The following is a 14,370-nucleotide window of genomic DNA, read 5'->3' on the forward strand; positions in this document are numbered from 1 at the left end:
CCGGCAATCCGGCCGCAAGGCCGGATCATGCAGCATTACAAGGTGCTACGGCAACCTTTGCGCGCCTGACGGGACGCGCAGCGCCGTAGGAGACCTTCATTTTGACGGGTCGGAGCCCTGGCGTCCAGCCAGTTCGCGCAGCCATTTGCGATGATGGCGAAACGCCCAGCCGCCGGTGACGGTGCCGCGCGTCATGGCCCTTATCGTGCCGCGCGTCCAGATCGCCGCATAGACATGGACGATGAAGATGAGGATCGTGAAAAGCGCCGCCAGCGCATGCACAGCGACGGCGATGCGGCGCACGGGAATGGAAACGAGGTCGGGAAAGTACTGCTCCCAGATCATGATGCCGGTCGTGACAAGGACGACGATCAGTCCGGACATGCCCCAGAAAACCACCTTCTGGCCGGCATTGTACTTGCCGAGTTCGGGCAGGGCTTCTTCGTTGCCCTGGAGAAGGTCGCCGATCTTGCGGCTCCATTCCACATCCTCGCGCCGCGGCAGGTTGAGCTTCCACATCTGCGCAAACAGCAGGAGGAAGCTAGCGACGAGAACAAGGCCGACGATCGGATGCAGCCACCGCGTCATCTGCCCGCCGCCGAAGAGGCCGGTCAGGAAAAACAGCGACGGGTGGAAGAAGGAGAGGCCTGAAATCAGAAGTACGATCATGCAGGCGGCGGTGACCCAATGGTTCACCCGTGTGTAGCCGCGATATCGATTGACGGTGACGGGGTGCTTCGTCTCGATCCTGTCGCCGGGGGCCGAATAGATGCGTTTGTCAGCCATCATGCCTCCCTGTCGCCCTGCTGCGCGTGATTACGGTGCGCGACGAGGTCTTCCGCCTCCCCCTCTTCGTGGGCGGTCACCTCGTTGGCCCGGGCGAAGATGCCATGGAGCACGGCGCCGGCGGCCGCGAGCCCGGCAACGGCGAGTCCGACGGTCTTCGCCGGGCCTTTCCAGCTGCGCACCACCGGCGAGATCTGCGGATCGTCCGGTAGCCCGGAATAGAGTGAGGGCTGGTCGGCATGGTGCAGCACGTACATGACATGCGTGCCGCCGACGCCCTGCGGATCGTAGAGGCCCGCATGGTCGTAGCCGCGCGACTTCAGGTCCTCGACACGCTCGTTGGCGAGTTCGACCATGTCCTCCTTCGTGCCGAAGGAAATTGCCTTGGTGGGGCAGGCCTTGGCGCAGGCCGGCCCCTGTCCAACGGCCACGCGGTCCGAGCAGAGCGTGCATTTCTTCGACACATGCGCGGTCTTGGAGATGCGCGGAATGTTGAAGGGACAACCGGCGATGCAATAGCCGCAGCCGATGCAGTTGTCGGAGATGAAATCGACGATGCCGTTGGAGTATTGCACGATGGCGCCCGGCGCCGGGCAGGCCTTGAGGCAGCCGGGATCGGCGCAGTGCATGCAGCCGTCCTTGCGGATCAGCCATTCGAACTCGTTGGTGACGGGGTTCTCGTACTCCGTGAACCGCATCAGCGTGAACATGTCAGGCGTCAGGTCGTGCGGGTTCTCGTAGACCCCGACATTCTCCTCGAGATCCGGATGGGTGTCGTTCCATTCGATGCAGGCGGATTGGCAGGCCTTGCAGCCGATGCATTTCGACACGTCGATCAGTTTGGCGACGGGCGTGAGTTCTCTTTCGGGCGCCGGTACGTCGCTCGTTGCCGACACCCTGATGACGTCGCTCGGCAACAGGTTCGACGCCAGAGGCTGCAGCGGCGGGTTGGCGGCGGCCGTTACCGGTTCCGGTGCGCGTTCGCTCATGCCGAGGCTCCTTCTTCCGCCGCCGGTTCGATGTTCACCAGGAAGGCCTTGAATTCCGGCGTGTCGATATTGGCGTCGCCGACGAAGGGCGTCAGACTGTTCGGCCCGAAGCCCTTGCGGGCCGCCCCCATGAAGCCCCAGTGCAAGGGAATGCCGACCACATGCACCGGCTTGCCGTTGCAGATCAGCGGCCGAATGCGCTTCGTCACCACCGCCTTCGCCCAGACCTCGCCGCGCGCGCTCCACACGCGCACCCTTCCACCTTTCGTAATGCCCCGTTCGGCCGCCAGCTCCTCGCTGATCTCCACGAAAAATTCCGGCTGCAGGACGGCATTGACGCGGCTGTGCTTGGTCCAGAAGTGGAAATGCTCGGTCAGGCGATAGGAGGTGGCAACGAACGGGAAATCGCCGCTCGTGCCCAACTGCTCAAGGTCGTGGGGGAAGATGCGGGCGACCGGATTGCCGCGAAGCTTGGCGTTGAACGGATTTTCGACCGGGCTTTCGAACGGTTCCATATGGATGGGGAAAGGCCCGTCCCGCATCAGCTTGCGGGCAAACAGGCGGGCGGTGCCTTCCGGCGTCATGATGAACGGCATCACCGTCTCGGGCTTTGCCGTCACCGCGATGTCGGGCACGTCGAAGCCGGCCCAACGCTCGCCATTCCATTCGATGAGCTTGCGCGCCGGATCCCAGGGTTTGCCCTCAAGGTCGCAGGAGGCGCGATTGTAGAGAATGCGGCGGTTCGCCGGCCAGGCGAAGGTCCATTTGAGGAAAGTGCCGATCTCGCCCGGATCGCTGTTGTCGCGCCGGGCCATCATGTTGCCGTCCTCCGTCCAGGAGCCGGCATAGATCCAGCAGCCCGCCATGGTGGAGCCGTCGTCACGCATCACACCGAAGTTCGGCAGAAGCTTGCCCGCTTCTACCAGCACCTTCGTCGGATCGGTCGGATCGTAGAGCGTTTGCAGCGCCCGTCCGTTCATCTCCTGGGCAAGCTCGGCAGGCTCGGGCTCGTAGGGATCCTTGTAATCCCAGGCAAGGTTCAGGATCGGATCGGGGCAGACCCCGCCTTCCTTGCGGTAGAGTTCACGCACCCGCAGGAAGATGTTGGCGAGGATCCAGGTGTCGTGCTTGGCGTCACCCGGCGGTGTCGCGCCGGGCCAGTGCCATTGCAGCCAGCGGCCGGAATTGACGGTGGCGCCCTCGTCCTCGGCAAAACACGTCGCAGGAAGCTGCAACACCTCGGTCATGATCTTGGCCGAGTCCACCTCGTTGTAGATGCCGTGGTTTTCCCAGAAATGCGCAGTCTCTGTCTGCAGCGGATCAATGGTCACGAGCAGCTTCAGCTTCGACAGGCCCTCTGTCACCTTAGCTCTGTTCGGGAAGGACAGAAGCGGGTTGAAGCCCTGGCAGAAGTAGAGGTTTACTTCGCCACGGCTCATCATGTCGAACATCCTGAGGATGTCGTAGTAGGGCACATCGAGCTTGGGCAGCCAGTCGAAGCCCCAGTCGTTTTCCTTCGTCGCAGCACTGCCCCACATGGCCTTCAGGAAGCTGACCATGAATTTGGGCGTATTCTGCCAGTAGCTTGTCTGGCCCGGAACGAGCGGCTTGTTGCCGCGCGTCGACATGTAGGTCGTGTAGTCCGTCTCCTTTTCGGTCGCCAGGTTCATGTAACCGGGCAGGGAGTTGGAAAGCAGGCCGATGTCAGTCAGGCCCTGGATATTGGAGTGGCCGCGAAGCGCGTTGACGCCGCCACCCGGCAGGCCGACATTGCCGAGGATGAGCTGCAGCATCGCCATGCCGCGGATGTTCTGGGCGCCCTTGGAATGCTGCGTCCAGCCGAGCGCGTAGAGCGAGGTCATCACCTTGTCGCGGGCCGAGGTCGCGCCGATCATCTCGCAGATCTTCAGGTAGCGATCCCTAGGCGTGCCGCAGATATTTTCCACGAACTCCGGCGTGTAGGCCGCGACGTGCTGCTTCAGCAGGTTCCAGACACAGCGCGGATCGGACAGCGTCGGGTCGGTCTTGACCGTCCCGTCCTCGTTCAGCTGGTATTCCCAGGAGGTGCGGTCGTAGTCGCGTTTCTCCTCGTCATAGCCGGTGAAGAGACCATCGGCCCAGCCGAACTCCGGGTTCACCAGGTAGGTGGCGTTGGTGTAGTTCTTGACGTAGTCCCACTGCACCTTGTCGTTTTCGATGCAGTAGCGGATCGCGCCCATCAGGAAAGCGATGTCGGAGCCGGGGCGGATCGGCGCATAGACATCGGCAACCGAAGCGGTGCGGTTGAAGCGCGGATCGACGACGATCAGCCGGGCGCCGCGATGGTGCTTGGCCTCCGTCACCCATTTGAAGCCGCACGGATGGGCTTCCGCCGCGTTGCCACCCATGACGATGACGAGGTCGGTATTCTTGATGTCGGTCCAGGCGTTCGTCATTGCGCCGCGGCCAAATGTTGGAGCCAAACTGGCTACCGTGGGGCCGTGTCAGACGCGTGCCTGGTTGTCGAAGCCGACGACACCCATGGACCGGACGGTCTTGTAGGTCAGCCATCCCGTCTCGTTGGTGCCGCCCGAGGCTGCCAGGAACCCCATGGTCGTCCAGCGGTTGACGGTGACGCCGGCCGCGTTCTTCTCGATGAAGTTCTTGTCCCGGTCGTCCTTGATCGCCCGCGCGATCTTGTCGAAGGCGTCTTCCCAGGAAATGTCCTGCCACGTGTCGGCGCCCGGCGCGCGGTGGCGCGGCTTCGTGGCGCGGGTCTCGGACTTCACGAAGTCCTTGAGGGCCGCGCCCTTGGGACAGAGCGTGCCGCGGTTGGTCGGATGGTCGGCATCACCCTCGATATGGATGAGCTCCGCCTTCTCGCCGGCGGAAAGATCACCCTTCGAATACATCAGGATGCCGCAGGCGACCGAACAGTAGGTGCAGACGTTGCGGGTCTCGGTGGTGTTTGCGAGTTTGAAGGCACGCACATGGGCGGCTATTGCGGCCTCGGCCGCTCCGAAGCCCATGGCGCCGATCGTGGTGGCCGCGGCTCCTGCGCCAGCGAGCTTCAGGAAACTGCGGCGGGAAAGATCGATGTTCATTGGAGGTCATCCTCTTCCATGCGTATCGGTCTTGACGCGAATGGTCGAACCTTGGAGCCGGCGTGTCAAGGCCGATTTGATCGGCTTTTGTCACGAAAAGTCATGGCCTTGCCGGAAGTGATGGGTCATGATCGCGTCGCCTGCATGGCCTGCCATCGACACTTTTGCCCCAAGGGAGTTTCGAACCGTGAGCAGCATCCCCGCTTCCCTCGAGCCGCGCCTGACCTCGCTCGCCCATGGCGGCGGCTGCGGCTGCAAGATTGCACCGGGCGTCCTTCAGGAAATTCTGCGCGGACGTGTTCAGCTGCCGGTGCCGCCGGAACTGCTGGTCGGCATCGAAACGTCGGATGACGCGGCTGTCTATCGTCTCAATGACCGTCAGGCGGTGGTTGCCACCACCGATTTCTTCATGCCTGTTGTCGACGATCCCACCGATTTCGGCCGGATCGCTGCGACCAATGCCATCAGCGACGTCTACGCCATGGGCGGCACGCCAATCTTCGCGCTGGCGCTCGTCGGCATGCCGGTCAACGTGCTGTCGACGGCGACAATCGGGGCCATTCTCGATGGCGGTGCGGCTGCCTGTCGGGCTGCCGGCATTCCGATCGCCGGCGGCCATACGATCGATTCCGTCGAACCGATCTACGGCCTCGTCGCCCTTGGACTCGTCGAGCCTGAGCATCTCAAGCGCAACAGCGGCGCCCTTCCCGGCGACGTACTCATCCTCGGCAAACCGCTCGGCGTCGGAATCTTCTCCGCGGCGTTGAAAAAGGGCGCGCTCGATGAGGCCGGCTATATCAGGATGATCGAGAGCACGACCCGCCTCAATACGGCCGGGCCCGATCTCGCGCGGCTTTCCGGCGTGCATGCCATGACGGACGTGACGGGTTTTGGCCTTGCCGGCCATGCCCTTGAAATGGCGCGCGGGTCGAACTGCCAGGTCCGGATCGACTGGTCCGCCGTCCCCCTTCTGGAAGGCGCCCTCGATCTCGCCGCCGCCGGCTTCGTGACCGGTGCCTCGGGGCGAAACTGGGCAAGCTACGGGCAGGATGTGGCCTTTGCGCGCGAAATGGGCACGGTCGACAAGGCGCTGCTTTGCGATCCGCAGACAAGCGGCGGACTGCTCGTCGCCTGTGCGCGAACCTGCGCGCAGGAGGTCCTCGATCTCTTCGGCAAGCATGGTTTCAGTGCGGCAGTGATTGGGGAAGCGGTGGCCGGACCGGCGCAACTGGTGGTCGCGTAGCGTTGGCGGGCTCTGGCCATTACGGACCGCTATCACCACAGTTCGTCCGAAAGCGGCGTTCAATCTTGCAAAACAAGGGAGAGGGTGTCACCTCTCCCGCGCCGGGGCGTGCGGGTCATATCCCGGCGATGGTCAGCGTATTGCGGCCGGGTTCGTCACGGCCGCAAATGAGATGACGATTGTCCACGCATAGGGCCCACAAGGGCGTGACGGGTGCACGCCCTGCACTCCCGGTTATTGCGCTGCGGATTGGAGGGCGCCGGCATCGTACACGACCTTGCCGCCAAGCAGGGTCAATACCGATCCTATCGTATCGATCTCGTCGACCGGAATCGTCAGATACGGCTTGTCGAGCACCGCGAGATCGGCGAGCTTTCCTGCGGCAAGCGTGCCCCGATCCTCTTCGGCAAAGCCGATCCATGCGGCGTTTCGTGTGTAAAGCCGCAGCGCCTCTTCGCGCGTCAGCAACTGGTCGCTCGCCTTCTGCACCGTGCCTCCCAGCGAACGCCCCGTCAGGTGGTACTCTATCGCCTGCCAGACGCCGGCGACGCCGATGCGTGTGGAGTCGGTGCCGCCTGCGACCAGCAGCCCCTTGTCGATGGCAAGGCGTGTGGGTGGCGAAACGGCTGCCACATCGGCGCCATTGGCGTCAGCGATCGCCGCTCCCTCGAAGTACGGGCCCATCTGGACGGTGTAGGCGAGACCCATCTTCTGCATCCGGTCGAGTGTTCGTTCCGATCCGGTGTTGAGGTGGGCGATCGACCACCTGAGATCGTTGAGCGGATGCGTCTTGTGCACCTCCTCGAAGGCATCGAGGATGGCGCTCGCGGCGTCATCGGTATAGGCGTGGATCTCGACGGGGATGCGTCGCTCCGCGGCAAAGAGCGCGACCTTCAGGAGTTCGTCGCGGGCTTCCTTTGGCGGTGCGAAACCCGGCCCCATCTGCACGCCGTCATTCATTGCAAAGACCAGGGATTCGCCAAGGCCTAAGAAGCTCAGCGTGCCGTCGTCGTGAACGGCGGGACGGAACGACATGATCTCGCGGAACCATTCGGCTTCGTTGCCGGGATGGGCCGCCGGAATGCGGTAGCCGGCCCTCAACGTCAGGCCGCCTTCGTCCCTGAGTGCGAAGAACGGTTCGTAGCCGGCGGCCGGTCCTGCGGATGGGTCGATGAAGCCGGTGACGCCGACTGCGTTGAGATGCGAGAAGAAGGTCTTCAGGTTTGCCTTGCGCTCTTCCTTTCCAATCGCACTGAGTTGTCCGAAGAGCACGTTGAACGAGCCGATATTTCCGAAGAGCTTGCCCGTTGCGCGGTTCTCGCCGTTGCGCTCGATCCTGACGCCGGGCGGCAGTTTTGGTGTGGCGCTGTCGAGCGCAAGCAACTCGATCCCCTTGGTGTTCACGAGCGCGTAGTCATAGAGATACTGCACATAGGCCGGGGTGTCCGGCAGGGCCTTGTCGAGGTCGGCCACGTCAGGCGCGCGGCGCTCGGCGAACTGGTCCGGATGCCAGGAGCCGACGACTGTGACCCACTGGTCCCTGGCGCGATCCCGCGCTGCCGTCCTCAAGGCTTCAAGCGCGCTCGCAAGGCTCGTTTCGTCATGCCAGTAGGTTTCAAACGGATAAGTCTGGCCGCCACGGATCGCATGGATATGCGTATCGACAAGGCCGGGAATGACGGTGCGTCCGCCAAGGTCCAGAACCCTGGTGCCCGGCTGCACGAAGGCCTGGATTTCCTCATCCGTGCCGACCGCCAGAATGCGGCCGTCGGAAATGGCAAGCGCTTCTGCTGCCGGCCGGTCGTCGTCCATGGTGACGATCGTCCCGTTTCTGAGCACAAGGTCGGGGCGATCGCTTGCCAGGGATGGCGATGTGAAAACGGCAAGCTGCGCCGCGGCGAGGCAGAAGGTCGAAAACCGGCGGATCAAGGCACTCTCCTCAACAGGATCGATGAAACCAAACTGCCGGAGGTTGCGGGTGGTTCGTGTCACCTCTCCGGCAGGTGCGGCGGCGGATGGTGGCCGAGCCGTCTCGCCGCGCCTGAGCTGGCGGGCTTAAAAAAGATACGAGCGCTACAAACGCGCGCTAGGTGCTGAAATCGGATCACAGTGTCCTGAAAATAGGACAGCGATATTTGCGGGCGCCGGGCAAGACTGTGATCGTATGCGGAGCCGTCGAGACGCGAGCCAGCGTTCGATTGCTTCAGATAGGGCGCAGAAAATCCACGTCGAATTGGACGATAGTCCACCAAAAGAGCACACTCGAACCTCATGTCCACCGGGACGGCGCGCTACCAATCTGTCGGCAGGATGAGGAACCCGCCTGATCAACCAAGGGAGCGAGAAATGATCCACGCCGATGACGGCTCACTGTCCCAGGAACAGCGAATGATGCGCGACAGCTGCCGCGCCTTCGTCGACGATGCGGTGACGCCCTTCATTCGATCGAACTGGCAGCGCGAATGGGACATGAGCCCGGGTGAGCGGCTGCCGCGCTCGATCCTGGAGGGCGCCGAGACGATCGGTGTCCGCACGCTCGGGGTGCCGGAAGCCTATGGCGGCGTTGACCTCGAGCGCGAGACGGAGGTCAGGACCTTCGCGCTCATCTCCGAAGAAATCGCCCGCGGCGACTCCGGCCTTGCCGACAAGCTGGTGCAGAACTGGAAGGTCTCGATCCTCCTGCGCGAATTCGCGCCGAAGCATCTGCAGGACAAATGGTTCCCGCGCCTCTTGGCAGATCCGCAGTTTCTGCTGGCGCACTGCCTCACCGAGCCGCGCGGAGCTTCCGATCGCTGGCTTCCCTACAACGTGCCCGAGGCGGCGATGCATACGAAAGCCGTGCTCAAGGACGGGCACTGGGTGATCAACGGCCGCAAGCAGTTCATCTCGAATGGCTTCGATGCGAGCCTCTACGTCGTCTACGCCAACACCGATACCTCCGTCGGCATGCTGCAGGGAACCTCGAGTTTCCTCGTGCCGCGCGACACGCCCGGCCTGACGGTGACGAAGTGCAACGAGACGATGGGCTGCCGTTTCATGAACAACGGCGAACTGGTGTTCGAAGACTGCCGGGTGCCGGCGGATCACCTCCTTGTGCAGAACACCGCGCTTGGCAGCGCCGGACAGTATTTCCGGGCCGGCAAGATCATCCAGGCGGCCAAGAACCTCGGCGTCGGCGTCGCCTGTTTCGAGCGCACGGCCGATTACGTCCAGAACTACGTGCAGGGCGGACGTATTCTCATCAAGCACCAGGCGGTGGCGCTCAGGCTCGCCGACATGGCGACCCGGATCGAGGCGGTGCGCGCCCTGATCGAACGGGCGTCCAGGGCCGTCGACGAGGGGCATCCGGACATGGATGTTCTCTGCAACATGGCCAAGGTCTACGCGTCGGAGGAGATCATGAAGGTCGCGACCCACGCGCTGGAACTGCATGGCGGCAATGGCGCAATGCTGGAGTTCGGCATCGAGAAGCTGTTCCGCGATGCCGCCATCTTCCTGCACATGGACGCGACCGTCGATGTCAGCCGGATGAAGATCATCAAGACCATGTTCCCGGCAACGGCCGGTAAATACGCCGGCCCTGAAAACTAGGGCGTGGCGGAGGAGATGGCGGGCTCGGGAGGACGAAGATGAAGATACTGGTCGCGATAAAGCGCGTTGCCGATCCGAACGTAAAGGTGAGGCTGCGGTCCGATGGCAGCGGTCTCGACCTTGCCGCCGTCAAGATGACGATGAACCCGTTCGACGAGATCGCGGTCGAAGAAGCGGTCCGTCTCAGGGAGGCGGGCATTGCCTCCGAGGTGGTCGTCGTTTCCGTCGGTCCCGAAAAGGCGACGGAGACATTACGGACCGCACTGGCGATGGGGGCCGATCGCGGCCTCCTCGTCCGGACGGAGGCGACGACCGAACCGCTGGCGGTCGCCAAAGCGCTGAGCGCCGTCGCCGGCGAAGAACAGCCGGCCCTGATCCTTCTTGGGAAGCAGGCCGTAGACGATGATTGCAATCAGACCGGACAGATGCTGGCCGCAAAACTCGGCTGGCCGCAGGCGACCTTTGCCTCGCAGCTCACCGTCAATGGCGACCGCGCCACCGTCATTCGCGAGGTCGACGGCGGATCGCAGACGCTCGCGCTCGCCCTGCCGGCAATCGTCACGGCGGATCTGCGCCTGAACGAGCCGCGCTACGCGTCGCTGCCGAACATCATGAAGGCCAAGAAGAAGCCGCTGGAGGAAAGGCAACCTTCGGACTACGGCCTGGTCATCGAGGAGCGCCTGGAAGTCGTCCGCCTCGAAGAGCCGCCGACAAGGGCCGCCGGCATCAAGGTGAAATCGGTGGCGGAGCTTGTCGAACGACTGAAAACGGAAGCGGGGGTGCTGGCATGAGCGTGCTTGTCTTGGCCGAACACGGCAATGCGCAACTGGACGAGGCAACGGCAAGGGCGGTCAGCGCCGCGCTTTGCCTCGGCAACGACATCCACGTGCTCGTCGCGGGCAAGGGGTGTCACGACGTGGCCCTGGCGGCCGCCAGTCTTGACGGCGTCTCCAAGGTTCTGGTCGCGGAAGGGGAAAGCCTTGCCAACCAGCTTGCGGAGCCGCTCGCCGACCTGATCGTTGCTCAGTCGGGGGGGTACGACGCCATCGTCGCGGCATCCACCTCGACCGGCAAGAACGTGATGCCGCGCGTCGCAGCCCTGCTCGACGTCATGCAGATCTCGGACGTGATCGCGATCGATGGTCCCGACCTGTTTCGCCGTCCGATCTATGCCGGAAGCATCGTTCAGACGGTGCGCTCGAAAGATCCGAAGCGCGTTCTGACGATCCGGGCGTCGGCATTCCGACCCGTGGGTCAGGGTGAGGCAAAGCCGATCGAGACGGTCGAGGTTGCCCCAAGCTCTTCTTTGTCGACCTTCGTCGCCAACGCCGTCGCGGTTTCAGAACGGCCCGACCTGACCTCGGCGCGCATCGTCGTATCCGGCGGGCGCGGCATGGGCTCGGCCGACAATTTCGAGACGGTGCTTGCGCCGCTCGCCGACACGCTGGGGGCGGCCTTGGGCGCGAGCCGTGCGGCGGTCGATGCCGGCTATGTGTCGAATGACCTTCAGGTCGGCCAGACCGGCAAGATCGTCGCGCCCGACCTCTACATCGCCTGCGGCATTTCCGGCGCGATCCAGCATCTGGCGGGCATGAAGGATTCCAAGGTGATCGTTGCGATCAACAAGGACGCCGAGGCGCCGATCTTCCAGGTTGCCGACTACGGTCTTGTCGCCGATCTCTTCGAGGCCGTTCCCGAATTGAAGGGAACGCTTGCAAGCGCGACTTGAGCAGGCGGCATCGGCACTGAGGTAAACGGGGAGGACGAGATGGTGCGGACAGATGGGCAGCCGGGCGGCGATCCGGATCAGGACGTTGACGATACCCTGTCGGCGCCCTTTCGCTCCTACGCGCTCGAACGGGCCGACGCGCCGCGGTTCCATATTCGTCTGGTCGAAAAGACCCAAAGGCTATATCCGGCGCACAAGCACGACTACTTTCAGATCGTCTATTTCATGAGCGAAGCGCCGACGGCGCGCGTCGGTCTCAGATCCTACAAGCCGCAGCCGGGTTCGGTCTATTTCATCGCCCCGATGACCCCGCATCAGATGCGTTTCAGCAGCGCGTCGCGGTCTGTCGTGATCTATTTCGATCTGGATTTCCTCCGGCCGGGCATCACGCGCTCCTATCCGATCTCGGAACTGGTGCGCATCGCCCCGGAACTGACGCCCTTTGCCTGGCAGGGGCATATCGACTTCAACCTCGACGAAGCCTTGGCGGCGCACGTCGAGGAGGCCTGCCGGGTGATGATCTTGGAGCATTCCGAAGATCGGATCTGCACGGGGGAGATCATTCGCGCCGAGTTGACGCTGATGCTCGCCAGGATCTGCCGGGCCTATGAGGATCGTTTCGACGAATTGTCGCCGGTGCTCCCAGCGATCGGCCGCGACAGCGGGCATATGCGCAGGATCTCCGACTTCATTGCCGAGAACTACCTGCGCTCGCCGACGCTCGATCAGGCGGCCGCCTATGCCAGGCTTTCCCGCAGCCGCCTCTGCGCGCTGTTGCGGCAGCACACAGGCACCAGCTTCAACGCACTGATACGCGAGATGCGCATCGATGATGCGCGCGAGCGCCTGGTGCTGACCGACGAGCCGATCGGCCGGATTGCCTATGCCGTCGGCTACAACGACGAGAAGTATTTCCTGCGGGCGTTTCGAAAGTCGGTCGGAATGACGCCGACGGCCTATCGGGCGAAACGGCTGAGCGACCTCGCCGTGCCCGCAACAGCCCGGCGCGGCCTCGCCGCGCAGGCTGCGGGCCTCTCGCCAAGGAGCAGGAGCTAGGCGGAACAAACGGAACCAGCCGGGCAACGGGATTGTCCGTCGGACAGAGGAGAGCCTGACCGGGATCCGGTCCGGCATTTGCGGTTGATAGCAACATGGGAGGAGAAGCAATGCTTAGGAATGTCGAGGATCAGGCGCGGGCGCCGCTCCGGATGTCCGGCCTGTTCGTGGGCGGGGAATTTCTGGACGACGGCAGCGCCACGACGTTCAGCGTCGAGGAGCCGGCGACCGGCGCGACCATCGCGCATGTGACCAATGCTTCTGAGAGCGACGTCGACCGGGCGGTCAGAAGCGCACGCGGCGCCTTCCAGGCCTGGCGCGATCGCTCGCCGCGCGAGCGCGGCCAGATCCTGCGCGAAGTCGCCGCCCACATCCGCAAGCATGTCGACGAGCTTGCCGAGATCGAGGCGCGCGAAGTGGGCAAGCCGCGGCGCGATGCGCTGCGCTTCGACCTGTCGTTCTGCCATGCCTGCTTCGACTATTTCGGCGGTCTCGCCGATACGATCCACGGAGAAATCCTCGACCAGGGGCCGATCGAGGCGCGCATCAGCTACGAGCCCTATGGCGTGGTCGCCGCGATCCTGCCCTTCAACTGGCCGCCGATCCATTTTTCCAAGAAGTGCGCGCCGGCGCTCGCCGCCGGCAACACCGTCGTCATCAAGCCGGGCGAGCAGGCGCCCTTGACGGTGCTGCGCCTCGTCGAGCTCGCCAATGAAATCTTGCCGCCCGGCGTGCTCAATGCGGTCGCAGGCCTTGCCTCCGGCCCGGCACTTGCCTCCCATCCGCTGGTCGAGCGCATCACCTTCACGGGCTCGACGATGACGGGCCGGCGCGTGCTGCAGTCGGCGGCGCAGAACCTCACCTATGCCACGATGGAACTTGGCGGAAAGAACGCGCTGATCGTGCTTCCCGATGCCGATCTCGACGTCGCGATCAACGTTGCGCTCGAAGGCATGTTCTACAATCAGGGCGAGGCCTGCACATCGACGTCGCGCATCCTCGTGCACGATGCGCTCTACGACCAATTCCTGGAGCGGTTCGCACGGGCGACCGAGAAGCTGGTCGTCGGCGACGGGCTCGATCCGGCGACCGATATCGGCGCCATGGTCGATGCCAAGCACCGCGACAAGGTGCTGTCCTATCTCGATATCGCGCTGAAGGAGGGAGCCCGTCTGGTCACCCAGGGCAAGCTGCCGACCGAGGAGCGATTGAAAGACGGATACTGGGTCGCGCCGACGGTTCTTGCAGATGTCACGCCTGACATGACCGCGGCGCGCGAGGAGATGTTCGGCCCGATCGCCAGCATCATGCGGTTTTCGACCGAGGAAGAGGCGATCCGCATCGCCAATGACAGCGAATACGGCCTGACGGCGGCGATCTGCACAACCGACGAGGCCCATGCCGGCAAGATCGCAGCCAGGCTCGAGGCGGGCATGATCTTCATCAACAACTACATGCGTCGCGCCTTCCTCGGCTCTCCCTTCGGCGGGCAGAAGGGAAGCGGCTTCGGACGGGAAAATGCCGCGGAAACGCTGCGCGAATTCACGCGCTCCAAGAACGTGCGCTTTCCGTCGGGCCGGGGCACCATCCCGGTCTGGCCGCCGAAGGACTGAGTTCGCCCTGGGCCAGTATTGAACCAGACATCCAGCACGGTGACGACGCCGCGTCTTCGGCTCGTCGCCGTGCGAACTTCTAGCGGTCCGTCGCGTTCCGCGCGGCGCGCCTCAGTAGGGTCGCCAATTGATAGGTGCATGCAGATGGTTGAACGCGAGAGCATGGAGTTCGACGTTGTGATCGTCGGTGCGGGGCCGGCCGGTCTGGCGGCGGCGATCCGGTTGAAGCAGGTCAATCCGGAGCTTTCGGTCGTCGTGCTCGAAAAGGGCGCCGAGGTCG

At 63.7% G+C, this 14,370-nt stretch carries 11 protein-coding genes; 7 read left to right on the top strand and 4 right to left on the bottom strand.

All coding sequences use genetic code 11. The annotated features are described in order from the left end of the window. Window positions 1–96: 96 nt before the first annotated feature. From XB14_RS20725 to fdnG, 3 genes are read right to left on the bottom strand one after another with little or no spacing between them, the layout of a single operon-like run. Window positions 97–786 (bottom strand): formate dehydrogenase subunit gamma, encoded by a 690-nt coding sequence (locus tag XB14_RS20725; RefSeq protein ID WP_077963479.1) that lies wholly within the window; start codon window positions 784–786, stop codon window positions 97–99. Continuing rightward, window positions 786–1,775 carry a formate dehydrogenase subunit beta gene (fdxH, locus tag XB14_RS20730; protein ID WP_077963480.1) on the bottom strand — a complete coding sequence of 330 codons (990 nt, stop codon included), beginning with the start codon at window positions 1,773–1,775 and terminating at the stop codon, window positions 786–788. Before fdxH ends, XB14_RS20725 begins: the two co-directional genes overlap by 1 nt. After that, window positions 1,772–4,858: a formate dehydrogenase-N subunit alpha gene (gene fdnG, locus XB14_RS20735; RefSeq protein ID WP_077963481.1), complete on the bottom strand. Its 3,087-nt coding sequence runs from the start codon at window positions 4,856–4,858 to the stop codon at window positions 1,772–1,774. Before fdnG ends, fdxH begins: the two co-directional genes overlap by 4 nt. A gap of 187 nt (window positions 4,859–5,045) precedes the next feature. Here fdnG and selD point away from each other — a divergent pair, with 187 nt between their 5' ends. Beyond that, a complete protein-coding gene (gene selD, locus XB14_RS20740; protein ID WP_234804092.1) occupies window positions 5,046–6,101 on the top strand; it encodes a selenide, water dikinase SelD in 1,056 nt (351 codons plus the stop codon). 234 nt (window positions 6,102–6,335) lie between these two features. Here the strand turns inward: selD and XB14_RS20745 are convergent, their stop codons facing one another. Continuing rightward, on the bottom strand, window positions 6,336–8,030 hold the full coding sequence (locus XB14_RS20745) for an amidohydrolase (protein WP_210190031.1): 1,695 nt from the start codon (window positions 8,028–8,030) through the stop codon (window positions 6,336–6,338). Between the two features lie 417 nt (window positions 8,031–8,447). Between XB14_RS20745 and XB14_RS20750 the strand changes: the two genes are divergently transcribed. The 6 genes from XB14_RS20750 to XB14_RS20775 all read left to right on the top strand — a co-directional run. Continuing rightward, window positions 8,448–9,692: an acyl-CoA dehydrogenase family protein gene (locus XB14_RS20750; RefSeq protein WP_268802294.1), complete on the top strand. Its 1,245-nt coding sequence runs from the start codon at window positions 8,448–8,450 to the stop codon at window positions 9,690–9,692. 38 nt (window positions 9,693–9,730) lie between these two features. After that, entirely contained in the window at window positions 9,731–10,483 is a 753-nt protein-coding gene (locus XB14_RS20755; protein ID WP_077963485.1) for an electron transfer flavoprotein subunit beta/FixA family protein, read from the top strand. Then, window positions 10,480–11,421 (top strand): electron transfer flavoprotein subunit alpha/FixB family protein, encoded by a 942-nt coding sequence (locus tag XB14_RS20760; RefSeq protein WP_077963486.1) that lies wholly within the window; start codon window positions 10,480–10,482, stop codon window positions 11,419–11,421. The genes XB14_RS20755 and XB14_RS20760 overlap by 4 nt, the downstream gene beginning before the upstream one ends. Before the next feature lie 39 nt (window positions 11,422–11,460). Beyond that, window positions 11,461–12,477 (top strand): AraC family transcriptional regulator, encoded by a 1,017-nt coding sequence (locus XB14_RS20765; protein ID WP_077963487.1) that lies wholly within the window; start codon window positions 11,461–11,463, stop codon window positions 12,475–12,477. A 110-nt stretch (window positions 12,478–12,587) separates the two neighbouring features. Then, window positions 12,588–14,090 carry an aldehyde dehydrogenase family protein gene (locus XB14_RS20770; protein ID WP_077963488.1) on the top strand — a complete coding sequence of 501 codons (1,503 nt, stop codon included), beginning with the start codon at window positions 12,588–12,590 and terminating at the stop codon, window positions 14,088–14,090. A gap of 138 nt (window positions 14,091–14,228) precedes the next feature. Continuing rightward, window positions 14,229–14,370 (top strand): FAD-binding protein (locus tag XB14_RS20775; RefSeq protein WP_143348463.1); only part of this gene is annotated, 142 nt, incomplete at its 3' end.

Source organism: Ensifer adhaerens, from assembly GCF_002007205.1.
GTDB classification, from domain to species: domain Bacteria; phylum Pseudomonadota; class Alphaproteobacteria; order Rhizobiales; family Rhizobiaceae; genus Ensifer; species Ensifer adhaerens_D.

Bases quoted from the DNA above. Each gene is read 5' to 3' on its own strand.
- XB14_RS20725 (WP_077963479.1), bottom strand. From the start codon at position 786: ATGGCTGACAAACGCATCTATTCGGCCCCCGGCGACAGGATCGAGACG.
- fdxH (WP_077963480.1), bottom strand. From the start codon at position 1,775: ATGAGCGAACGCGCACCGGAACCGGTAACGGCCGCCGCCAACCCGCCG.
- XB14_RS20750 (WP_268802294.1), top strand. From the start codon at position 8,448: ATGATCCACGCCGATGACGGCTCACTGTCCCAGGAACAGCGAATGATG.
- XB14_RS20755 (WP_077963485.1), top strand. From the start codon at position 9,731: ATGAAGATACTGGTCGCGATAAAGCGCGTTGCCGATCCGAACGTAAAG.
- XB14_RS20760 (WP_077963486.1), top strand. From the start codon at position 10,480: ATGAGCGTGCTTGTCTTGGCCGAACACGGCAATGCGCAACTGGACGAG.
- XB14_RS20765 (WP_077963487.1), top strand. From the start codon at position 11,461: ATGGTGCGGACAGATGGGCAGCCGGGCGGCGATCCGGATCAGGACGTT.
- XB14_RS20770 (WP_077963488.1), top strand. From the start codon at position 12,588: ATGCTTAGGAATGTCGAGGATCAGGCGCGGGCGCCGCTCCGGATGTCC.